The sequence below is a fragment of the Streptomyces sp. MST-110588 genome (genome assembly GCF_022695595.1).
Classification (GTDB): domain Bacteria; phylum Actinomycetota; class Actinomycetes; order Streptomycetales; family Streptomycetaceae; genus Streptomyces.
In genome coordinates this window covers 707,569-729,974 of record NZ_CP074380.1, presented here as the reverse complement: position 1 = coordinate 729,974, position 22,406 = coordinate 707,569, and the positions used below count along the sequence as shown (strand labels likewise).

The 22,406-nt window shown below is 72.6% G+C and carries 20 protein-coding genes; 8 read left to right on the top strand and 12 right to left on the bottom strand.

Annotated features, from left to right (window positions below):
- Positions 1-43 precede the first annotated feature (43 nt).
- The 3 genes from dhaM to dhaK are packed head-to-tail and all read right to left on the bottom strand — an operon-like array spanning position 44 to position 2,102.
- Positions 44-472, bottom strand: a complete 429-nt coding sequence (gene dhaM / locus KGS77_RS03215; RefSeq protein ID WP_242578581.1) for a dihydroxyacetone kinase phosphoryl donor subunit DhaM — start codon at positions 470-472, stop codon at positions 44-46.
- Positions 469-1,104, bottom strand: a complete 636-nt coding sequence (gene dhaL, locus KGS77_RS03210) for a dihydroxyacetone kinase subunit DhaL (protein ID WP_242578580.1) — start codon at positions 1,102-1,104, stop codon at positions 469-471. Before dhaL ends, dhaM begins: the two co-directional genes overlap by 4 nt.
- A gap of 5 nt (positions 1,105-1,109) precedes the next feature.
- Entirely contained in the window at positions 1,110-2,102 is a 993-nt protein-coding gene (gene dhaK / locus KGS77_RS03205) for a dihydroxyacetone kinase subunit DhaK (RefSeq protein ID WP_242578579.1), read from the bottom strand.
- A 403-nt stretch (positions 2,103-2,505) separates the two neighbouring features.
- Here dhaK and KGS77_RS03200 point away from each other — a divergent pair, with 403 nt between their 5' ends.
- From KGS77_RS03200 to KGS77_RS03190, 3 genes are all read left to right on the top strand, one after another.
- The gene (locus KGS77_RS03200; protein ID WP_242578578.1) at positions 2,506-3,495 is read left to right on the top strand and encodes a metalloregulator ArsR/SmtB family transcription factor; all 990 of its coding nucleotides are present in this window, start codon (positions 2,506-2,508) and stop codon (positions 3,493-3,495) included.
- Between the two features lie 211 nt (positions 3,496-3,706).
- Positions 3,707-4,282, top strand: a complete 576-nt coding sequence (locus KGS77_RS03195) for an RICIN domain-containing protein (protein WP_242578577.1) — start codon at positions 3,707-3,709, stop codon at positions 4,280-4,282.
- Between the two features lie 4 nt (positions 4,283-4,286).
- Positions 4,287-5,438, top strand: coding sequence for a ricin-type beta-trefoil lectin domain protein (locus KGS77_RS03190; RefSeq protein WP_242587271.1), 1,152 nt, complete (start codon positions 4,287-4,289; stop codon positions 5,436-5,438).
- A 159-nt stretch (positions 5,439-5,597) separates the two neighbouring features.
- Here the strand turns inward: KGS77_RS03190 and KGS77_RS03185 are convergent, their stop codons facing one another.
- The 4 genes from KGS77_RS03185 to KGS77_RS03170 form a co-directional block, all read right to left on the bottom strand.
- The gene (locus tag KGS77_RS03185; protein WP_242578576.1) at positions 5,598-6,116 is read right to left on the bottom strand and encodes a DUF5959 family protein; all 519 of its coding nucleotides are present in this window, start codon (positions 6,114-6,116) and stop codon (positions 5,598-5,600) included.
- Between the two features lie 109 nt (positions 6,117-6,225).
- Positions 6,226-6,705, bottom strand: a complete 480-nt coding sequence (locus KGS77_RS03180; protein WP_242578575.1) for a cyclic nucleotide-binding domain-containing protein — start codon at positions 6,703-6,705, stop codon at positions 6,226-6,228.
- A 37-nt stretch (positions 6,706-6,742) separates the two neighbouring features.
- A complete protein-coding gene (locus KGS77_RS03175) occupies positions 6,743-8,356 on the bottom strand; it encodes an MFS transporter (RefSeq protein ID WP_242578574.1) in 1,614 nt (537 codons plus the stop codon).
- A complete protein-coding gene (locus tag KGS77_RS03170; protein WP_242578573.1) occupies positions 8,353-9,147 on the bottom strand; it encodes a TetR/AcrR family transcriptional regulator in 795 nt (264 codons plus the stop codon). Before KGS77_RS03170 ends, KGS77_RS03175 begins: the two co-directional genes overlap by 4 nt.
- A gap of 159 nt (positions 9,148-9,306) precedes the next feature.
- On the opposite strand from KGS77_RS03170, the gene KGS77_RS03165 reads away from it, so the two are divergent.
- Both KGS77_RS03165 and KGS77_RS03160 read left to right on the top strand, forming a co-directional pair.
- Entirely contained in the window at positions 9,307-10,248 is a 942-nt protein-coding gene (locus tag KGS77_RS03165; RefSeq protein WP_242578572.1) for a DUF1963 domain-containing protein, read from the top strand.
- A gap of 149 nt (positions 10,249-10,397) precedes the next feature.
- Positions 10,398-11,411 carry a sensor histidine kinase gene (locus tag KGS77_RS03160; protein WP_242578571.1) on the top strand — a complete coding sequence of 338 codons (1,014 nt, stop codon included), beginning with the start codon at positions 10,398-10,400 and terminating at the stop codon, positions 11,409-11,411.
- A gap of 154 nt (positions 11,412-11,565) precedes the next feature.
- Here KGS77_RS03160 and KGS77_RS03155 read toward each other — a convergent pair whose 3' ends face one another.
- The 4 genes from KGS77_RS03155 to KGS77_RS03140 all read right to left on the bottom strand — a co-directional run bounded on the left by KGS77_RS03155 (position 11,566) and on the right by KGS77_RS03140 (position 15,551).
- Entirely contained in the window at positions 11,566-12,309 is a 744-nt protein-coding gene (locus KGS77_RS03155) for a Mut7-C ubiquitin/RNAse domain-containing protein (RefSeq protein WP_242578570.1), read from the bottom strand.
- 23 nt (positions 12,310-12,332) lie between these two features.
- A complete protein-coding gene (locus KGS77_RS03150; protein ID WP_242578569.1) occupies positions 12,333-13,286 on the bottom strand; it encodes a cytochrome c oxidase assembly protein in 954 nt (317 codons plus the stop codon).
- Complete coding sequence (locus tag KGS77_RS03145) at positions 13,283-13,777, bottom strand: DUF2243 domain-containing protein (RefSeq protein ID WP_242587270.1); 495 nt, start codon at positions 13,775-13,777, stop codon at positions 13,283-13,285. Before KGS77_RS03145 ends, KGS77_RS03150 begins: the two co-directional genes overlap by 4 nt.
- Before the next feature lie 241 nt (positions 13,778-14,018).
- Complete coding sequence (locus tag KGS77_RS03140) at positions 14,019-15,551, bottom strand: PLP-dependent aminotransferase family protein (RefSeq protein ID WP_242578568.1); 1,533 nt, start codon at positions 15,549-15,551, stop codon at positions 14,019-14,021.
- Positions 15,552-15,731: 180 nt separating this feature from the next.
- Here KGS77_RS03140 and KGS77_RS03135 point away from each other — a divergent pair, with 180 nt between their 5' ends.
- Together KGS77_RS03135 and KGS77_RS03130 are read left to right on the top strand one after the other, a co-directional pair.
- Positions 15,732-16,559: a metallophosphoesterase gene (locus KGS77_RS03135; RefSeq protein WP_242578567.1), complete on the top strand. Its 828-nt coding sequence runs from the start codon at positions 15,732-15,734 to the stop codon at positions 16,557-16,559.
- Between the two features lie 114 nt (positions 16,560-16,673).
- A complete protein-coding gene (locus tag KGS77_RS03130; protein WP_242578566.1) occupies positions 16,674-17,900 on the top strand; it encodes an acyl-CoA dehydrogenase family protein in 1,227 nt (408 codons plus the stop codon).
- Between the two features lie 70 nt (positions 17,901-17,970).
- Here KGS77_RS03130 and KGS77_RS03125 read toward each other — a convergent pair whose 3' ends face one another.
- On the bottom strand, positions 17,971-19,482 hold the full coding sequence (locus tag KGS77_RS03125; protein WP_242578565.1) for a selenium-binding family protein: 1,512 nt from the start codon (positions 19,480-19,482) through the stop codon (positions 17,971-17,973).
- A 285-nt stretch (positions 19,483-19,767) separates the two neighbouring features.
- Between KGS77_RS03125 and KGS77_RS03120 the strand changes: the two genes are divergently transcribed.
- Complete coding sequence (locus tag KGS77_RS03120; protein WP_242578564.1) at positions 19,768-22,329, top strand: serine/threonine-protein kinase; 2,562 nt, start codon at positions 19,768-19,770, stop codon at positions 22,327-22,329.
- Positions 22,330-22,406: the final 77 nt, after the last annotated feature.

Here is a 22,406-nt window from a genome sequence, read left to right as displayed (position 1 = left end):
CCGGCCGGGCGGGTGCCGGCCGACCCCTCCGTCCCCTTCTCGCTCACTCCTTCCGATAGCCGTACGCCTCCGAGGCGGCGGCAGCCACCGCGTCCAGGTCCGCACCGGCCGAGGCGGTGACCACGGCGGCCACCGCCCCCTCGACGAACGGCGCGTCCACCAGCCGCGAGCCCCGCGGCAATTCCTCGTCCTCGGCGAGCAGGGCCTTGACGGTCAGTACGGCGCTGCCCAGGTCGGCCAGGAGCGCCACCCCCGCGCCCCGGTCCACCGCCCGGGCCGCCTCGGTGATCAGGTCCGCGCTGGTGCCCAGTCCGCCGTCCGGGGTACCGCCGGCCGCCGCGACGGGCACCCGTGCGCCCCCGCCGGCCAGCCCCCGGGCCAGCTCGGCGACGGCGGTCGCCACCGCCCCGCTGTGCGACACCAGCACGATCCCCACCGGCTCCCTTCCGCCGTCCCCCGTCCCGCCCCTCATCCCACGGCCTCCGCGAGGGCGGCGAAGAGCAGCGCGGCAGAGGCGGCCCCCGGGTCCTGGTGCCCGATACTGCGCTCGCCCAGATAACTCGCCCGCCCCTTGCGGGCCCGCAGGGGTACGGTCGCCAGCGCGCCCCGCTCGGCCGCCCGGGCGGCGGCGCCGACGGACTCGGCCAGCGCCTCGACCGCCGGATCCAGCGCGTCGAGCATGGTCTTGTCACCGGGCGCCGAGCCGCCGAGCCGGCCCACCGCCTCCACCCCGTCCCGCAGCCCGGCGCGCAGCTCCCCGGCCGTCACCGTCCGCGCGTCGCCGAGCGCCTTGCCGGTGCGCCGCAGCAGCGTCCCGTACAGCGGTCCCGAAGCGCCGCCCACCGACGAGACCAACTGCCGCCCCGCCAGCGTCAGTACACCGCCGGGCGTGGCGGGCGGCGCTTCCTCCAGCGCCTTGACGACGGCGGCGAAACCACGCCGCAGGTTGCTCCCGTGATCGGCGTCGCCGATGGCGGAGTCCAGCTCGGTCAGCCGGTCCGCCGCCCGGTCCACGGTGGCGGCCGTCACCATCATCCAGCGTACGAACAGCGCCGCATCCCACACCGCACCGGACGCCGGCTCCGGCTCCGCTTGCGACACCATCCTCCTCACCGCCCCCACCGCAGGCCGGGAGTCTGTACGGGCGCGTCCCACAGCCGCAGCAGCTCCTCGTCGATCCGGCACAGCGTCACCGAACACCCCGCCATGTCCAGGGAGGTGACGTAGTTGCCGACGAGCGTACGGGCCACCGGCACACCCCGCTCGGTGAGCACCCGGTGCACCTCCGCGGTGAACCCGTACAGCTCCAGCAGCGGCGTCGCGCCCATGCCGTTGACCAGTGCCAGCACCGGCTCGCGCGGCTGGAGGTCGGCCAGCACCGCGTCCACGGCGTAGTCGGCGATCTCACGGGAGGTCATCATCGGCCGCCGCTCGCGGCCCGGCTCACCGTGGATACCGACGCCCAGCTCCAGCTCACCGGGCGGCAGATCGAAGGTCGGCCCGCCCTTGGCGGGAGTGGCGCACGCGCTCAGCGCCACCCCGAAGCTGCGCGAAGAGGCGACCACCTGCCGGGCCAGCGACTCGACCCGCTCCAGCGGCTGCCCCTCCTCGGCCGCCGCCCCGGCGATCTTCTCCACGAAGAGCGTGGCTCCCGTACCGCGCCGCCCCGCCGTGTCCGGGGAGTCGGCGACCGCCACGTCGTCGTTCACCACCACCGTGGCGACCTGTACCCCCTCATCCTCCGCCAGTTCGGCCGCCATCTGGAAGTTCAGCACGTCACCGGTGTAGTTCTTGACGACGAACAACACCCCCCGCCCGCTGTCCACGGCCGCCGCGGCCCGCACCATCTGATCGGGCACCGGCGAGGTGAACACCTCCCCCGGCACAGCAGCGTCCAGCATCCCGGGCCCCACGAACCCGCCGTGCAGCGGCTCGTGCCCACTGCCCCCGCCGGACAGCAACGCCACCTTCCCGTCGACCGGCGCGTCCCGCCGTACGATCACCCGCCGCTCGACATCGACCACCAACTCCGGATGAGCCAGCGCCATCCCCCGCAACGCGTCGGCCACGACGGTCTCGGCCACATTGATGAGCATCCTCAACGGTTCCTCCTGGAGGCGTATCAACCAGGGTCCTGAGCAGGGACTCGCCTGGTCGGCAGGCGTACACGGGTCGTGGTCCGGCACGGTTGGCGCCGGTCTTCGGCGGTGTCCGACAGGGCGGCTGCACCGCCGGCACCGCGGCCGGCCCGTCAGCGCTGCTCCGTCTTGTCCTCGCTGCTGTGACAGCGGTGTCCAGTATCGAAGCGGCACCTGCGATCGGGAAGCGACGCGACGATCAAATGTGAGGATCCGCCGGCGTCGGCGAGGCCGGGGGAGACGGGCTGCTCCCGAACGGGCGGGGCGGTGGTGCGGTGATGTGGTGATGTGGTGGTGCGTGGCCTCCGCGATCAGGGACGATGTCCGGGAACGGTCGCTAGGCGCACGGGCCGAGGTGGGGAGAGACATGCTGCGGCTGTACTTCACCGGCGAGGACCTGTCCAACATCCGGCTGGCGCCGTCCCCGGATCCGATGTGGGAGGTGCTGCACAGCGCCTACCAACTGCACTGGCCGGGAGGCGGGCTGGCCTTCGGCCGCTGGAGACGGCGCAGCCGTCTCCAGGTCACTCCTGAGATGCGCCCGCTGCTGCACCTGATCCCCAGCCATGGCTCCAGCCCCGACTTCCTCACCCCCGCGGCGAGCCGCACCCTGGACGCCGGCATCGAGGCCCTGCACTACACCCCGCGCGCCCGGCTGCGCCAGGACCTGGAGTTCATCGCCCGGGAGCGGCGACTGCCCACCTGGACCCGCGATCTGGCCGAGGGGCGGGTCCACGCGCTGCGCGCTCTGTCCGGGGCACTGCGCAGCTACCACGACACCTGCCTTGCCCCGTACTGGCGCCACATCTGCTCCGACGTCGCGCGTGACCGCGACGAGCGCGCCCGCGTACTGCGGGTCTCCGGGCCCGAGGCGCTGCTGACCGGGCTCCCCGGCGCCTGCTGGAAGCCGCCGGTACTGGAGATCGACTACCCCTTCGACCACGCCATCGACCTGGCCGGCCGCGGCCTGCTGCTGGTGCCGACGTTCTTCGGTGCCGGCACGCCGACCGCGCTGGTCGACCCGGACCTGCCTCCGGTGCTCTGCTATCCGATCGAGCACGCCCTCGGATGGACGGATGCGGCACCGTACGCCGAGCAGGGCCCGAACGGCGGCAGTGACCCGCTGATCCCCCTCATGGGGGCGGCGCGAGCCCGGATCCTGCACAGCCTGACGGCGGGAGCCTGCTCCACCGGCGATCTGGCCCGCCGGTCCGGGATCGACATATCCGGGGCGAGCCGGCACACCGTCGTCCTGCAGAACGCCGGGCTGGTGAGCAGCCGACGCGACGGCAAATGGGTCGTCCACCGCCTCACCCCCCTCGGCCGCGCTCTCACTGAAGGACGGCTTCCCTCATAGTGCCGCCGAGAAAGCTATGAACGACAAAGGTCCGCTGTCCATCGTTTGCGCCCTGTGGCAAACGATGGCCGGGCAGTGCGGCGTACGGACACTCTTCTTCCCGTACGGGAACGGACAGGAACGTCACGTCACGTACGGGAACCTACGGGAACCCATGGGAAGAGAAGCGGAGAAAACTGTGAGACCTCCGATCAGTGCCGAAAAGATCATCATGCGGACCACCGTGTTCGGCGCCGCGGGACTGCTGTCGATCGCCGGATTCGCCGTTCCGGCCGGTGCCGCGAGCGCGCAGAAATCCGCACCCCCGACAGCATCCGCCTCCTCGTCCCCGACGGGATTACGGTTGCTGCCGACTCAAAAGGGCGGCGGATCATTCCAGCCCGGAACCATCGTCAACTCCCACAGCGGTAAGTGCCTGGAGATCGAGAACTCCTCGAAGCAGAACGGTGCACGCGCCCAGCAGTGGGACTGCAACGGCCAGGCCGGCTCCGGGTGGCGGCTCCAGGACCTGGGGGGCGGCGCCTGGTACATCATCAACGCCCACAGCGGTAAGTGTCTGGAGATCGAGAACTCCTCCGCGAGCAATGGCGCGCGGGCCCAGCAGTGGGACTGCAAGGGGCAGAAGGGCGCGAAATTCTGGCTCGACGACCGGGGCAGCTACTGGTGGATCCGGCCGACCACCGGATCGTCGGACAAGTGCCTGGAAATCGAGAACTCCTCGATGAGCAACGGCGCCCGGGCCCAGCAGTGGGACTGCAACGGTCAGTCCGGCGCGAGGTGGTGGTGACGTGATGCGCTGGCTGGCGGTCGCGGGCCTGACGCTCGCGACCGTCTTCCTCGGGCAGCCCGCCCCGTCGGCGGCTCACGCACCGTACAGCCCTCGGGCCGGAGCCGAGCAGACGCACCCCGCGCAGCAGCGGCAGGCCTCCGGACTGCACTGCGACTTCCGGGCCTGGTTCCCGGCGACCGGCGACCCGAGCAAATTCATGGCCGTCGCCGAGGGAGGTGGCGCCGGCACCCGCGTCCTTTTGTGGCAGGCGACCGGGGGCATTGAGCAAATGTGGTGCGAGGAGCACTTCGGCGGATACCGGGGTGACGTTTCCTACCTGCACCCCGGCTACGACATGTCCCTGTGTCTGACCGCGCCGGACCAGCCGCGCGAAGGAAGTCAGCTAAAAGTCGACAAGTGCGGCAAAGACGCCTCGCGCGGTCAGTTGTTCCATCGCGCCTATCCGGCGGAAGGGAGTAGAGCCGTCGCCTGGTGGCTGGAGATCAGAGGGGCGCCGGATCTCTGCCTGGCCAACGGAAACTACAACCAGGGCAATGTCGTGCAGTTGTCGCGCTGCAAGGGGAGCATCGACCAGCAATGGTCCGTCAGGAGTACGGACGGACAGAATTCCAACGGCCTGGGCGAAAAGATCGCCTGGATCGCGGAGAGCCAGCTCGGTCTGAGCTGCTGGGACTCCGCGGCCAGTCACGGGCTCTTCACTTGCTTCAGCGACTGGTGTTCCGCGCTGAGCCGCGGCATCTGGGGCATCGCCCACGTCCAGGGGACCAAGGGTATCCTCAACGACCTGGCTCCCTCGTTCGCCGACGGCGACAACGCGCCGGAGGGCAGCAAATGGCCACCCAATCCCAACGGGAAAGGCTACGGACTGATCTGGAACACCAGAGCGAGCCAGCCACACGTAGGTGACGCACTGGTGTGGCTGAACGAAACCAAGTACAACAAGCACGAATTCGAGCGGCCCCATGCCGAGATCGTCACCTGGGTCGATCCCCACAACAGCAATTCCATCATGACCGTGGGCAGCGGCCCGGTGGTACGGCACGGTGGCGGCACCGGCCACGACCGCGACAAGCCTTACGACTGGACCGCGGGAGTCAAAAGCGGCAACGACCACTGGAAGGTGTACACCTTCGTACGTCCCAAGAACGCCTGAGACGCGGTGTGACCGCAAAAATCCAAGACCGCTGAGGCGCTCCATCCGCTGAAGACGCTCCGCAGCGCACCATGCGAGCTGCGGAGCGTCCGGACGTCTCCTACCGACTTCCACCGCCTCGTACCGCCTCGTACCGTACTGCCTCGTACCGCCTCCGCCTCAGCCGGTCGGTGGTGCCCCGGGCGCAGGGCGGGACGCGCGCCATTCGTACACCCCGGAGGAGGATTCCGTCACCTCTTCCGGCCAGCGTCGGCGGACGTCCTCCAGGCGGCGCCGGTGGTCCTCGACCCAGTTCTCCTCGACTGCCACGGGTACCACGACCGTCACCATGGACATGGAGACATCCTCGACGACGACCTCGGGGCAGCCTCGCTCTCCCTCCACCCGGATTCTCACCTCGGGTCCGTGGCCCATCAGCCAGCGGATGTCCCGCCCGGCGGCCAAGGCATCCAGAGCCGTGTCCCATGCGGTCAGAACCCGCGGGGAGAGCCGGACGTCCAGGTGTCCGCCGACGAATCCCGTGGTGAGAACGATGCGTGCCACCAAGGTGTCATGGCCCGTCAGAACGCCCGGCGTGTCCCGCCCGGTCACGCGTACGACCACGCTGTTCCCCTCGTCGTCGCAGAGACGGACGAGGTCGGTCGCCTCTTGTTCCGGCTGTTCCGGCTGTTCCGGCACGGTTCGTTCTCCCTGGTCGTGCGTGCGACGGCGCGCCCCGGCCCGGGCGGAGCGGAAGACCGGAGGTTGCTGTGACGGCCTTGGGCAACGCCTATCACGGCGCAGGGCTTCACCAGCGGGGCAGCCCGCTCCCGTACGGGCCGTACAGCTCCAGCAGCCGGGTGCGGGCGCACTCCAGCCGGTGTCCTATGACCTCGGCCATCGCCGTCATGAACACATAGCCGAACCGCGGGTCGTGCCGGCAGAGCTGCCGTACGTCCTCGGCGTCGAACTGCCAGGCCCGTACGGGGCTGTCCGCCAGCGCACCCATATGACAGTCGCGCGGCGGGAACAGCCAGGACCAGCCCACCAGGTCCCCGGCGCCGAGCGTCTCGATCACCGCGGCCCGGCGGCCGGGTACATGGAGGTCCAGGGACACGGTGCCGGTCCGGATGATCCAGAACCGGTCCACCGTCCGGCGCTCCCGCAGGATCCGGTGTCCGGCCGGGAAGGACACCGCACGCGCGAGCTCCATCAGCCGCCCCCGCTGCTCCTCCGGCAGTGCGCCCAGCCGTCCGGTCATGGGCCGCAGTCCTGCCTTCGTCCTCATGAGTCCGCCTTTCGTCGGCCCGCTGTCCCCGTCGGCATCAGGGTGGGGCGTCGGCGCTGACGGAAACAGGGCCGTTCGGTGCAGGTCCAGGTGGGACGGTAGGGGACGGGCGTACTGGTTGCGCCGGTCCTTCTTCCCGGCCGCAGCTCGGGGAAGGCCGTACGCCGCGATCCGTGCGGCGGGCCGGATGCGGGGGCAGCAGCCGGGCCGGCAGCAGGCCGAGGGCGGCCAGTGCGGCCAGTACGAGCAGGGCGGGGCCCATGGCCGGGACGAAGGCGGAGGAGGGAGTCAGGGAGGACGCGGAGGAGACGGAGGAGGCGGCTTGTGCGGCGGTCGTTTCCAGTGGCAAGGTGCCGGCGGCGACGGCGATGCCCAGGGTGGGGCCGACGTTCATGGCGGTCTGCTTGAGGCCGCCGACGACCCCGGCGTATCCGGGGGGCGCGTCACCGACGACGGTCCCGGTGGCGGTGACCATGACGGTGGCGAACCCCGCGCCGAGCGCGGCCAGGGCCGCGCCGGTGGCCGGCCACGTACTGGCCGGACCGAGCCGGGAGAGCCCGGCGACGCCGAGGACGACCAGGGCCGTACCGGCGGTCGCGGTGCGGCGCGCCCCGTACCGGCGCAGTGCCGCACCGGCGAGCGGCGCTCCCAGGACCATGAGCACGGTCAGCGGAAGGACCCGCAGACCGCAGGCGGTCGGGTCCAGGGCGAGCACCTCCTGGAAGAAGAACGTCATCACGAACAGCGCGCCGAACATGCCGCCGCCGATGACGAGCAGCAGCACCATCGAGGCCGTCACCGGTACCGAGCGCGCCACGGCGGGCGGCACGAGCGGGCAGGCGGTACGGCGTTCCTGTACGGCGAACGCCGCGGCGGCGGCCCCGGTGGCGAGCAGCCCGGCAAGCGTCGGCACGGCCGTCCAGCCGTGCTCCGGCACGCCGGACAGGGTGTGGACGAGGGCCGCGAGGGCGATCGCGAGCAGCGTCGCGCCGATGAGGTCGAGCCGCTCGGGTGCGGCGGGTGCGGCGGGTGCCGTGGGTGCGGATTGCGTGTGCGGGGGTTCGGTATGGGGGGATCCGGCGGGGGAGGGGACCGGTATGCGTACGGCGAGGGTGAGGGCGGCGATCACGAGCGCGACCGGGACGTTGATGACGAACACGGCGCGCCAGCCCAGGTGCGCGACGAGCACACCCCCGAGCACCGGGCCGGCCGCCGCGGCCACCCCGATCGCACTGGTACGGATGGCGACCGGCGTACCGAGCCGGTCCGCCGGGTACGCCAGCCGCAGCAGCGCGAGCGTGGCCGGCTGGAGCAGCGCGCCGAACACCCCTTGCAGGACGCGCAGTGCGATGACCCATCCGATGCCGGGCGCGAGCGCGATACCGGCCGAGGCGGCGGCGAAGCCGAGTACGCCGACGAGCAGCAGCCTCGCGTGTCCGTAGCGGTCGCCCAGGCGCCCGGCGACGATCAGCAGCGCGGCCACCGCGAGCAGATATCCGGTGCTGGTCCACTGGATCTGTGGCAGGGCGGCGGAGAACTCCCGGCGCAGACTGGGCTGTGCCACGGACAGTACGGTGCCGTCCAACGCGACGATCATGGCGCCGGCCACGCTGACCAGGAGCGCGAGGCGTTGTCGCAGGGTCGCGGTCATGGGCGGACCGGGCCGAGGTGCGCGTCCAGAACGGCCCTGACCACGCTGTCGAGGGAGGGGGAAGGAGAGGGGGAGGTTCTGTCGGGACGGCCGGTCTCCCGTCCTTCGCCGGCCGGTTGCGGCGGCACGCCGAGGGCGAGTGGCAGGCTGCCCCAGGCCCACAACTGGGCCAGACCGTGCAGATTCGACCACAGGGCGGCGGCCGTGACGGCAGCCGGCGTCGGCCCGGCGGTGGCGGTATCCGCTGCTCCCCTTCCGGGCGCCGGTTCCCGCTCTTTGCGGCAACGTGCGACGAGACCGGTGAAGTGCTCGAACAGGGGAAGGGTCGACTCCCGCAGACGCGGCTGACCGGGTGCGCACCGGTCGCTCTCCCCACTGTCCTCGCTGCCGCCACCACCCCCACTGCCGGCCCCACCCCCACTGATCCCACCGCTCTCGCTGTCGAGCAGGTCGTGCCGGAACATCAGCTCGTACATCCCACGGCGTTCGAACGCGTACGTGAGGTACTCCCGGCCCAGTGCCTCCAACTGCTCGCGCGGCGGGGCCGTACCGGCCACCGCGGCCTCGAACCGGCTGTGGAGGTCGGCGAATCCCCGGCGGGCGATCGCGGACAGCAGGGAGTGGTGGGTGGGGAAGTAGCGGCGCGGCGCTCCGTGCGACACCCCCGCCCGGCGGGCGATCTCACGCAGCCCCAAGGAGGCGGTGCCCTCGGCCGTCACCAGTTCCACACCGACGTCGATCAGCCGCTCCCGGAGGGAGCGGGCGGATTCCGCGGAGTCCACAGATTTCATGGACAGTGTCTACCAGGACGGCGTAGACACTGTCTACTCGCCTCGGAGGGCGTTGTCGTACCCCGCGGCTAGTGTTCTCGGCAGTGGCTGCGGTGCCGATCGCTTCGCGTCGACCGCCGTACTGCCGCGCTGTTGCACCTGCCTGACGAGGAGTCGCCGATGTCACCGACCCCACCTGTGCCGCCGAAGCCGCCGAGGGGCGCGACCCGCACCACGCCGCCCCGCCCCGTCGACGTGGAGGCGGTCTTTCCGGAGGTCGTGCCTTTCCGCCGGGAAGCGGTCCGGCTGCATCCCCGGGCCGGTGACCCGGGAGTGGGGGACAGCTCGGTCGGCGGCCCGCTGCTGTGGCCACGGGACGAGCCGTGGCCGTACTGCGACGACGTTCACCCCCGTACGGCGTTCGCGCCCGCGCGGCCCGGTGCCCAGCCCATGGTGCCGGTGCTCCAGCTCTATGCCGACGACGTTCCCGAACTGCCCTTCCCGGAAGGGAAGGACGTCCTGCAAGTCCTGTGGTGCCCCTTCGACCATCAGAAGGACTACATGCCACGTCCGCAGATCCACTGGCGCAACCGGCGCGCCACCGCCACGGAGTACGCCACGCCGCCGCGGCCGGAAGGGGTGCGCGAGGAGTACCTTCCGGCCCCTTGCGTACTGCATCCGGAGCGGATCGTGGAGTATCCGAACTGGGACCTGCCGGATGACCTCTGGGAGGAACTGGAGGAGCGGTGCGACCAGGTCGAGGAGGAGACCGGATGGTCGTACTGGTCCCATCTCTCGGTCGCCGACGGCATCAAGGCCGGCGGGTACCCGAGCTGGACGCAGGAGCCGTCCTGGCCCGACTGCACGCGGTGCGGCGCGCGCATGGACCACCTGCTCACCGTGTCGAGCCGCGAGTTCGACGGGGAGTCCTGGCGCACCTGGCTGCCGCTGGAGGACCGGCCCGGCACCGGCACCGGCGCCGTCCTCGGCCTGGACTACGACGAGCGCCGCAGGATACAAGGGGCGCACGGGCTCATGCTCGGTGACATGGGAGGGGTGTACCTCTTCGTCTGCCGGAGCTGTCCCGGACTTCCCTTCGCGCACCGTTCGGACTGCTCGTAGAGCGGGTACCGTCCAAGAGACGGGCGGACGCGCCACCGATGTGAGCCCGTGCCCGGCAGCGGCATCCGCAGGGTGTCCGCGCGGGGCGGTGCGTCACGCCGCCGCGCCTCCGTGCTTCCGAGCCCTCACGCCTGCGAAGGGGGGCGACGATGACCGATCCGCGGGGGCCGGCCGGGCCGGGTGCCGACCGGTACGCACACCAACTGCTGCTGTACGGCGCGCAGAGCGAGTTCGTGGCCGCCGTCGAGCCCTTCGTCCGCGCCGGTCTGGTCCCGCGGGAGCCGGTGTTCGTCGCCACCGGGCGGCGCAACGCGGCGCTGCTGCGGCGGTGTCTGGGCGCACGGGCCGGCGGGCCGGTCTTCGCCCCCGACGGCTGGTATGCCAGTCCGGCGCAGGCGCTGCGCGACTACCACGACAAGGCGCGCGCCGCGTCCGGCGGTTCGTGGGTCGTCGGCGAGATGCCTTGGGGCGGTCTGACCGACGAGCAGACCAGGGAGTGGGCCCGCTACGAGTCGCTGCTCACCCTCGCGCTGACCGCGACCGGCGCCCGGCACCTGTGTCCGTACGACACGCGGGCGCTGCCCGAGGCCGTCCTGCGTACCGCCCGGCTCACCCACCCGTCGCAGACCGGCGGTGCCGCGCCATGGGCCAATCCTGCGCACATGAGTCCCCGGGAGTTCAGCGCGTCCTGTGACACCGTGCCGCTGGACGAGCCGCCCGAGGAGTGCGCGGAGTTCTTCTTCGACGGCTCCGGCCGCCGGATCGCCGAGCTGCGCGGATTCATCGCCGCCGCGGCCGGCGCCGCCGGGCTGCCCGACGCCCGTACCGACAGCCTGCTGCTGTGCGTGGACGAGGCGGCCGTCAACGCGGTGCGGCACGGCGGCGGACACGGAAGCTGCCGGGTCTGGACCACGGACACCGAGCTGCTGTGCGAGGTCAACGACCCCAAAGGTGCCCTGGACACCGCGCTGGCCGGGTATCTGCCGCCCGGCACCGAGCACCCGGACGGCCGCGGCCTGTGGATCATCCGGCAGCTCAGCGACCTGACGGACACACGGACGAGCGAGCACGGCAGCACCGTACGCATCCACATGAGACTCCCCGGCTCCCACCCGCCCAGGCCCGGTACCCGCCCCGGACACGGCGCCGGTGATCCCAGGTGATCCCAGCGGTCCCGGCGGTACCTGACGCCATAGGACGTACGGAAGAGGACCGAGGACCGCAGGGCTGACGAAAGAAGACACACGGAGTCAGGGACGCGGACGGTGAGCCCGCGCCGCGAAGGCGGGTGCCGTGCGGGTCAGGCTGTCGTGCGGGTCAGGCGGTGGGGGTGCCGTGCGGGCCGTAGGTTCGTATGGCGTCGGTGACGATCTTTTCCAGGCGGGTGTGGTGGGCGCCGCGCCAGTAGACGCGGTCGCAGACCGTGCACTGGGCGAACACGTCGTACGTGCGCCGGGTGCCGTGTTCCAGCCGCTCCTGGACGGCGCCCTTCTCGGCGTCGCGCAGCGGGCCGTTGCAGGCGGTGCACCGGGTCCACGGCGCCAGGTCCGGGGTGAAACGTTCCAGTACGTCCTTGAGCTGTTCGTCGGGCCGGTCGCTGTAGACGTACGCGCCTGCCCAGATCTGGCGACGGCGCAGCAGTCCCCGGTCCCGGGAGAGCAGCACCCGGCGTTCGGCCGCCGAGAGGGCGGCCAGCGCCGGGTCGCCGCAGTCCTCCGCCTCGTACGCCGCGTCGATCCCCAGCAGGCGCAACCGCCGGGCGAGCGTGCCCAGGTGTACGTCGAGCAGGAACCGCAGCGGTGCCCCGGGCACCCGCTGCGGTCGCTCGACGGCCCGTACCTCCACGGCCTCGCCCTCGCCGGGCACATGGGACACCGGCACCGGGCGGCCGTCGACGAGCAGTTGGCCGACCTCGGTGAGCGGGACGCCGAAGGACTCCACGACATGCCCGAGGGTGGAGGTGCCGTCGATCGCGACCGGGGTCTGCTCCGTGCGCCGCTCGGCGGGGGCGAAGAGCCGCAGTTCGGGGGCGAGACTCAGTTGGATGATGGGTTGTGCCATACCGACAGCATGCCATCGCGGCCTCATCCGTCCGCCGAGAGGCCCTGCTGCGCACGCGCCCGGCCGTCGGCGGGGGTGAACCGGTCGGCGTGGGTGAGGGGTTCGCGCAGCGGCGGTCGTGGCGGGGATGCGGGACGGCGGGTCCGCGCGGGGGTACCGGTGCCCGCACCGGCGCCCGTACGTGCACGGTCGCGGGCCCAGGCCCTGCCGGTGGAGGTGTACCACTGGACGGCCAGGGCGGCGGCGAGCGCCAGCTCGACCAGATCGCCGCCGTAGTACATCAGCTTGGCGCCGGTGTGCAGGTCGGTGAGGCCGAACGCGGTGCCTGGCGGGGGCGTGAGATACAGCGTCTTGGCCAGGACGGCGTGCGCGGCTCCGGCGGCCAGCAGGGTGGTGCCGCGCCAGGCCGTGCTCCAGCGGTGGCGCAGCGGGTCGAGCCGGCAGACGGCGAAGCTGAACAGCAGGCCGGCGGCCAGTACGTGGGTGTGAACCAGGGCGTGGAGCACCGGCCGGTGGTGGGTGGCGGCCAGCAGCGGGGTGCGGTACAGCACCCACAGGCCGCCGACGTCCAGCAGCGCGGCGAGCGGCGGGAAGACCAGCCAGGCGGCGGACCGGGAGCGGGCAACGGCGAGCAGGCCGCGCCGGGCGGGGCCGGGACCCACCGTGCGCAGCAGCAGGGTCAGCGGCCGGGCCAGGACCAGAAGCAGTGGGGCGGCCATGCCGACGACCAGATGCTGGGCCATATGGGCGGTGAACGGCCCGCCGGGGAGAGTGAGGGTGACGGCCGCCGCCAGGGCCGTACCGCCCGTGGTGAAGGCGGCGTCCCGCGCCCGGGGCCAGGCGTCGCCGCGACGGCGCAGGCGCGCGGCGGCCAGCAGGTACCCGGCCACGGCGGTCAGCGCGGCCGACGCGAGCACCACCTCGAACAGCCCGGGGACCGGCGAGGCCGGGGCGGGATGAAGGTGCGGGGGCGTCACGAGGACGCGTCCCCGGCCGGGGTGTGCCCGGTGCCCGGTGCGGGCCGAACGGCGCGTGCGGCCCGCACCGCCAGGATCGCGCCGATGGCCAGGAGGATCAGCCCGGCACCGTTCCAGGCCCAGTCGTACGGGGTGACGTCGACGCCGTAGCGGACCTGGTGCAGCCGCAGCAGCTTGTGGTCGACGGTGCCGTCGAAGAGCTGGAAGGCGCCCAGGCCCAGGAACAGTCCGGCCCGGGCGTACGGCGCGGACAGGGCGTGGCGGCGGCGCAGATCGGCGTACAGGACGAACCCGGCGACCAGGGACAGCAGCTCGGCGGTGTGCAGCAGGCCGTCGGAGAGCAGGCCGACGGGGAGGGTGGAGCGGTCGAAGAAGTGGTGCCAGGCCAGGATCTGGTGGAAGACGATCTCGTCGAACGCCGCCATGAGCCCGACGCCGATCAGGGCGCAGACCGCCAGCGAACGGCGGGTTCGCGGTTGCTCCGCTGCCATGGCCGTGGCCCCGGCCTCCGGCCTTACGGCAGCCCCTGCCCCGGCACCGGGGCCGGTTCTGGCTCCGGCCACGGCGCCGTGTGGGCGCGGGGGATGTTCGTGGACGGAGCGGCCGGAGCGGCCGGTGGAGTGGTGGAGGGATCGATCGCTCATGGGGCGTCCGCCTTCCTGCTTCCTGTGGGGTGGCTTCGCGCCCGTACGCGTACCCCGGCACGGCCGTACGAGCCTGTCCCGGGGCGCACTATCCGGCCGAACTGTCCCGAACCGTGCCGAGGGGAGCCGGACGGACCCACCGGCCCACCGGCCGGCGCCCGGTCGCCGTGGACCGCGCGTGGCAGCCCTCCAGGAACGCGGCGAACTCCGCCAGAGCCGTGGAGAAGGCGTGCTCGGGCGGCGCGGCGTAGCCGATGAGGACGCCTTGCTCCTGGCCCGGCCGTGGCGCGTGCCGCAGGCCGGAAAGGGCGCCCAGGGCGAATCCGTGCCGGGGGTGCCGCGCCGGGCCGGGGTGCCCGTCTCCGTCGTGCTCGGCGAGCAGGTCCTCCTCCGTGGGCCCGTCGGGCGGGAGGGTCGCCAGGACGTGCAGGCCGGCGGGAACACCGTGGAAGGCCAGACCGGGCAGCGGGCCGTCCGGCCCGCCGCCCAGACGGCTCAGCAGCAGCTCGCGGCGCCGGCGGTAGCGCAGCCGGCTCAGGCGTACGTGCCGGTCGTAGTGGTGGTGGGTGATCAGTTCGGCCAGGACGAGCTGATTGAGGGTCTCGGTGTGGATGTCGGCGTGCAGCTTGGCGCGTACGACCGGCTCCAGGAGTGCGGGCGGGACGGCCATCCAGCCCAGCCGCAGGCCGGGCCCCAGCGTCTTGGAGACCGAGCCGCAGTAGACGGTCTGCGCGGGTGCCAAGCCCTGGAAGGCACCGACGGGCCGGCGGTCGAAGCGGAATTCCCCGTCGTAGTCGTCCTCCACGATCAGCGCGTCGTTGCGTACGGCCCAGTCGCGCAGCGCGTGCCGGCGGCGCGGGTGCAGCGGTACGCCGGTGGGGTACTGGTGGGCCGGGGTGACGACGGCCGCCGCGGCGTGCGCCGGCAGCGACGCGACGACGGCGCCGTGTTCGTCCACCGGGACCGGCAGCACGTCCAGTCCGCAGCGGCGGACCGCCTCCCGGTGGAGCGGGTGGCCGGGGTCCTCCATGGCGACCGCGCCGGCGCCCGCCTCCTTCAGGACGCGCGCCAGCAGCCCGACGGACTGGTAGAAGCCGGAGGTGATCACGATGTGGCCGGGGTCGGTGAGCACGCCACGGGTCCGGCCGAGGTACTCCGCGAGCGCCGTACGCAGCTCGACGCGGCCCTGCGGCTCGCAGGGGTGATGGACGGCCGCGGGCGACGTGGTCAGTACCTTGCGGGTCGCCTGGAGCCAGGCGCGGGTGGGGAAGGCCGTGACATCGGGCGTGCCGGGGCCGAGCCCGTACGACTGCGTGCCCGCGCCCGTACGCATCGCCGCCGTACCTCGGTCCGGGGCCGGTTCCCCGGGGCCCGGCGGCGGTGTTCGGGCGACGGTGGTCACCGAACCCTGGCGCGCGGTCAGATAGCCCTCGGCGGCGAGCTGGTCGTAGGCGGCGCTCACCGTGCCCCGTGAGAACCGCAACTGCTGGGCCAGCGCGCGGGTGGACGGCAGCGGCGAGCCGGGCGCCAGGCGCCGCTCCCGGATGGCGGTGCGCAGCGCGCGCTCCAGGCTGTCACGGCGGCGTCCGCTGCCGGGGTCGATCTCCAGGTGCAGATCCACACCCCGACTGGACCAGTCTTTTCCCACGTCACTGGATCTTAAGTGTGCTCCACCGGGCCCCTACGGTCGAGGACCAGGGAGAACGAACAGCGAGTCCACGGGTCCGTTGCACTCGCGACGAAAACCCCGAAACCACATACGGAAGACCAAAGACGGAAGACGGAAGCAGGGACGGCCCCAATGATCGTCATCGCTCACCTCAGCGACACCCACCTCGACAACACCCCGCGCAGCACCGAGCGGGCCCGGGCCGTCATGGCGTACCTGGAGGCACTGCCGTACGACCTGGACGCGGTGCTGGTCACCGGGGACATCGCCGATCACGGCCGGCCGGCCGAGTACGAGCTCTCCCGCCGGGTGCTCGCCTCGCGGCACCCGGTGTTCCTCTGTCCCGGCAATCACGACGTCCGTACGGCCTTCCGGAAGGTGCTGTTGGACGGCGGCAGTACGGAAGCGGAGGGGAGGGAAGGGGAACCCGTCAATCGGATTCATCGCACACGCAAAGCCGTCTTCCTGCTCTGTGACTCCACGATCCCCGGGCAGGACGACGGCCGGCTGGACGACGGCACGCTCGGCTGGCTGGCGTCCGCCCTCCGGGAGACCCGGGACGAGGGACTGCCGGTCTTCGTGGCGTTCCACCACCCGCCGGTGGACCTGCACACGCCGCCGATCGACGCCATCCGGCAGTCCGGCGAGCACCGCCTCGCCGGACTGGTCGCCGACGCACCCCACGTCGTGGCGTTCCTGTGCGGCCATGCGCACACGGCCGCGGCCACCACCTTCGCCGGCCGGCCCCTGCTGGTGGCGCCGGGCGTGGTCTCCACCGTCCGGCTGCCCTGGGAATACGGCGCGGCGGAGGAGGAGTTCGTCGACCACCGGCTGCCGCCCGCCCTCGCCTTCCATGTCCTCGGCGACGACGGGCGGTTGACCACCCACTACCGCACCGTGCCGACCGATGGCCACGCCGGCGCGTCCGGCGCATCCGGCGCGGAATCCGGAGCCGCCTAGCGGAACAGGGAGCCGTACAGCGCGTACGGGCGCGGTCCAGCCCTTCCGTATTACTGGAACGCGTTCTACTGTGCCCCTCGATCCGACTGCCGGACCGGTAGACCTGGAGGGGCCGTGCACCTCGCATACACGCCCGAGCAGCAGCGGCTGCGCGCCGAACTGCGCGCCTACTTCGCCGGCCTGTCGCCGGACGACCCCCACACCGATCCCGCCGATCCCACCGGCCCCACAGATACCGACGAACCCGACGACCCCGCCGCGCGCAAACGTTCCTACCGCCGGATCATCCGCCGCCTGGGCGCCGACGGCTGGCTGGGAGTCGGCTGGCCCAAGGAGTACGGGGGCCGGGGGCTGTCCCCCATGGAGCAGTTCATCTTCTTCGACGAGGCGGCACAGGCGGGCATACCGCTGCCGCTGATGGCGCTGAACACGGTCGGTCCCACGATCATGCGGTTCGGCACGGACGAGCAGAAGAACCACTTCCTGCCCGGAATCCTCTCCGGCGAGATCGACTTCGCGATCGGATACAGCGAACCGGACGCCGGTACGGACCTGGCGGCCCTCAAGACCCGCGCCGTGCGCGAGGGCGACGAGACCACCGGCCATTACACGGTCAACGGCCAGAAGATCTGGACGACCAACGGCGACACCGCCGACTGGGTCTGGCTCGCCGTCCGCACCGACCCTCAGGCGCCGCCCCACAAGGGCATCACCCTGCTCCTCGTCCCGACCACCGACCCCGGCTACTCCTGCACCCTCATCAACACCCTCGCCTCCCACGACACCACCGCCAGCTACTACGAGAACATCCGCGTCCCCGCGTCCCACCGCGTCGGGGAGGAGAACCAGGGCTGGCGGATCATCACCAACCAGCTCAACCACGAACGCGTCACCCTCGCCGCCCACGGCACCACCGCCGTCCGGGCCCTGCACGACGTCCGGCGCTGGGCGGCCGGGGCCAAGCTCGCCGACGGCCGCCGCGTCATCGACCTGGGCTGGGTACGCGGCCGGCTGGCCCGTACCCACACCCGCCTGGAGGCCATGAAGCTCCTCAACTGGCAGATGGTGGACGCCCTCCAGCACGGCACGCTCACCCCGCACGACGCCTCCGCGGTGAAGGTGTACGGGTCGGAGGCCCGGCGTGACGCGTACGCCTGGCTGATGGAGGTGGCGGGCGCGGCCGGCCCGCTGAAGGAGGGATCGGCCGGCGCGATACTCCACGGCGAACTGGAACGCGCCTACCGCGCGGCCGTCATCTTCACCTTCGGCGGCGGCAACAACGAGATCCAGCGCGAGATCATCTCCTGGATCGGCCTCGGAATGCCGCGGGTACGCCGCTGAGCACCGAAAGCACTGAAAGCGCCGAGAGCGTACAAAGCGCCGGCAGCGCACAAAGTGCCAAGGGCGCCGGTCAGCGGTAGCAGTAGGAGTCGGAGGAGGCGTCGCCGCCGTGGAGGCGGGTCTGGTGGACGCGACGGCCGCGGAATTCCTCGCCGTGCGGGAAGAAGCGCCCGTCGACCGCCAGGCCGCCGTGGACGGTGTCCGCGTCGAGCTTGACCAGCCACGGCTGGATGCCCTGCGGGTAGAACTGGTCGTCCCACGCCCCGTACAGGGAGTTGGTCAGATACACCCGCCGCCCGTCGCGGCTGAGTTCCACCATCTGCGGGCCGCCGGTCAGCGGTACCTCCGGCGCCGAGGGGTGCGGTACGCGGCCGGTGATGCCGCCCAGGCGGACCGAGGCGGTGCGGCGGGGGCGGAAGGGGTCGCCGACGTCGTACTGGAGCAGTTCGCCGGTGCCCCATGCCGACACGTACAGCCAACGGTCGTCCACGGACAGATTGATGTCGGTGATCAGCGGGGGCACGGCACCGAACGGGCGCAGGAGCGGGGGGAGATGCGACTCCTCGGCGGGCTCGGCGGGTATCGTGATCACTTTCCGTACGGAGAACGTGCCGCCGCGCCCGTCGCCGTCCGCGCTCTTGTGCCACAGCCACACCGATGCCGACAGGTCCTGCGTACTGAGGACGACACCGGCGAATCCCCAGGCGGCCTCCGGGTCGTGGGCGGGGCGTAGTTCCAGCACCATCTGGTGCTCGGCCCCCAGGTCGACGCGCTGGAGATGCCGGCCCGTCTCCAGCTCCCAGAAGTGCAGCGCATGCCCGTACTTGTGGGCCAGCAGCAGTTCGGCGTCGAGCCCGTCCTCGATCATCGACGGCGTGCCCCACTCGCTGGTGACGGCGATGCCGTGGCGCAGGTGCCACCAGATGTCGTACGCCAGGTGCTGCGGCCCGCGCTCGGTCTCCCAGGGGCGTAGCACCTCGAAGCTCTCGTGGTCCAGCAGGGCGACGCCGCCGGGCCCGTCGGCCCCGTCGGCGCCGCCCAGGCAGGAGAGGAAGACGCCGTCCGGGCCGCAGTGGAGGGTGTGCGGGCGCGAGTAGCCGGACCCGGCGGCCAGCTCCTCGGGTGTGATGACCTTCAGGAGGCGTGGGCGGGCCGGATCGGGGTGGGTGTCGAAGACGTGCAGGCGGGAGGAGCGCAGTCCGGGCGCGATCAGGTAGCGCCGCCGGGGGTGGTGGTGACCGGCGTGGGCGAGCGCGCTGGAGCAGGCGTTCCATCCGAAGTGGTGCAGTTCGTCGCCGGTTCCCGGGACGTCGGTGGCGCTCAGCACGCGGCCGTAGGAGGGGGACCCGGGGTCGGTGTCGAGGGTGAAGAGCGTGTCCGGGAGCTGTGCGGAGCGGTCGAAGCCCACGACGTAGGCGAGCTTTTCGGGAGGGGCGGCGACGGCGTCGGCCGGGGTGCGGTAGAGGGTGGGGTCGCCCTCGTGACCGTGGCCGTGCTCGGCTCCGTGTTCCACCACGTACTCGTCCTCGGCCCCGTACACGTCGTCGGGTCCGGGCTCGTGGGTCTGTTCCGTCGCTGTCATCGTGGGACTCCTCGGCGGACCGGCGCGCAGCAGTGAGCGTGGCACACGCCCCGTACGCTGCCAAGCGTGCGGCGGGCCGCTTCCCGTACGGACCCGCCGGCGCATCCGCCGCTCGTACCGGTGCGGGAGGTGCCGGCGCGGCGGGTGACGGACCTCGCGTACGCCGTGGCACCGGCAGCCGCTCAGCGCTCTACAAGCTGTGCCGGTCCGCCGCCATACTGGGCGGGCAGGGCAAGCAGGGGGAGCTGCGCGACCGAACGTGGTGGACGGGGGCGGCTGCACGCGATGGCGGAAAGCAGGCTGATCCAGGGCCGTTACCGGCTGCTCGACCTGATCGGGCGCGGCGGCATGGGCGAGGTGTGGCGGGCGCGCGACGAGTCCCTGGGGCGGCAGGTGGCCGTCAAGTGCCTCAAGCCCATGGGGCCGCAGCACGACCCGTCCTTCATGAGGGTGCTGCGCGAGCGCTTCCGGCGCGAGGCGCGGGTGGCCGCCGCCCTCCAGCACCGCGGCATCACGGTCGTCCACGACTTCGGCGAGGACGACGGCATCCTCTACCTCGTCATGGAGCTGCTGAACGGGCGCAACCTGAGCCAGTTGCTGGAGGACAACCGGCACCACCCGCTGCCCCTGCCCGACTTCGCCGACATCGCCGAGCAGGTCGCCGCGGCCCTCGCCTACACCCATGAACAGGGCATCGTCCACCGGGACTTGAAGCCCGCCAACATCGTGCGGATCGCCGACGGCACGGTGAAGATCTGTGACTTCGGCATCGCGCGGCTGGGCCACGACATCGGCTTCACCGCCCGGCTCACCGGCACCGGCATCGCGATGGGCACCCCGCACTACATGTCGCCCGAGCAGATCGGCGGCGGCACCGTCGACCACCGCAGCGACCTGTATTCCCTGGGCTGCGTACTGTACGAACTGTCCACCGGCGTCCCGCCGTTCGACCTCGACGACGCCTGGGCGGTACTCGTCGAGCACCGCGACACCGCCCCTGAGCCGTTGCGCACCCACCGGCCGGAGCTGTCCGAGGCGTACGAGCGGATCGTGCTGGACCTGCTCGCCAAGGACCCGGAGGACCGGCCGCGGGACGCCGCCGAACTGGCCAAGCGGCTGGCCTTCGCGCGCGGTGCGCAGGGAAGGGCGCGGGAAGACGGGAAGGGGCCGCCGCCGGGCGTCCGGTCACCCTCACGGTGGACATCCCCGTCGGGCCCGTTGTCACTTTCGGGTGAGACGGGCGGTGCGGGCCGGAGAGCCAACTCGTCGGCGGACAGGGCGGATGGAACGGTCGCAACAGACGGAGCGGGCGGAACGTACGGCGCGGGCGGAACGTACGGCGCGGGCAGGGCGGACGAGGAGCAGAGGGCGGACGAGGAGGAGAAGGCGGACGTCGCCGTCTCCCGTCCGTCGGGGCGCCGCCCGGGGCCGCCCGCGGCCACCGTCCTGGACCCCGCCGCGTCCGCCGCCCCACGGGACTTCGACGGCGCCGCCCCCTCACCGCCCGGCGCCGTACGCCGCCGCCTGCCCACCTGGACGCGCGGAATGACCACCGGGTCCGCGGCGGGCGGCCCTCGTCCGCCGGGCGCCTCCCCGCCCGGCCGCGCCGCCGAGCTCACCGACTTCTGGACCGGCGGCCCCCCGCCGCCCGCCGGAACCGACGCCTCCCCGGCCGAGGACTCCCGGCGGCCGGCCCCCTCGCCCGAACACCTCGCCGTCCTGGCGGGCCGCCACAACGCGGGTCTGAGTCTGGGCCGGCTCGGCCGCTGGGAGGAGGCGGGGGCGGTACACCGCGCGGTCGCCGCGGAACGCGAGTACGCGCTCGGCCCGGACCACCCCGACACCCTCGCCAGCCACTTCGAAGTGGCCTTCACCCTCAGCCGGTCGGGCCGCGCGGCGGACGCGCTGCGCCTGTACGAGAGGGTCGCCGCCGGCCGGGAACGCGTCCTGGGCGCCGACCACGGCGACACGCTCGCCGCCCGCCAGGAGACGGCGTACGCCCTCGGCCGGCTCGGCCGCCACTTCGAGGCCCACCAGGTGTACGTGTCCGTACTCGCCGCCCGCGAGCGCACCATGGGCCCCGACCACCCGGACACCCTGCGCTGCCGTCACAACCTCGCCTTCAACCTCAGCCGTCTGGGGCGGCTGGAGGACTCCTACCGGATGGCGTGCGACGTGGCGGGAGCACGCGCCCGGGTGCTCGGCTCCCAGCACCCCGACACGCTGGTCACACGGTACGAAGTGGCGTACGTGCTCGGCCAGTTAGGGCGCTGGACGGAGGCGCTGCAGACCTACCGCGAGGTCGCCGCGGCCCGTGCGCAGGCGCTGGGGGCCGAGCACCCGGACACCCTCGCCGCGCGGTACGAGGTCGGCATCAGCCTGGGCAGGCTGGGCCGCAGCGCCGAGGCGCTGGCCCTCTACCGGGATCTCGTGGACGCCCGCACCAGCGCCCAGGGGGCACGGGACCCGGAGACGCTGCGGGCCCGGCACGGCCTCGGCGTCAACCTCGGCCGCCTGGGGCGGTGGGAGGAGGCGCTGGCCGAGGCCCGGTCGGTCGCCGCCGTACGCGAGCAGGTGCTCGGTGCCGATCACCCCGACACCCTGGTCAGCCGCCGGGAGATCGCCGTCGCGCTGGGCTGGCTGGGCCGCTGGGCCGACGCCCTGACCGTCTACCGCCAGGTCGCCGACGCCCGCGAACGCGTCCTGGGCGCCGACCACCTCGACGCCCTCGCCAGCCGCAACGACGAGGCCCAGTGCCTGGACCAGCTCGGGCGCCCGGCCGAGGCGGTGGCGCTCTACCGCCGGGTCGCCGCCCTGCGGCAGCGCCGCGGAACACCGGAACGCTAAGGCCCGCACCCCGGAACGGTGAGCCCCGCACCGGTCGTCGACGTCCCGCCTCCGGGCCGCCCGGGCGCCGCACCGGA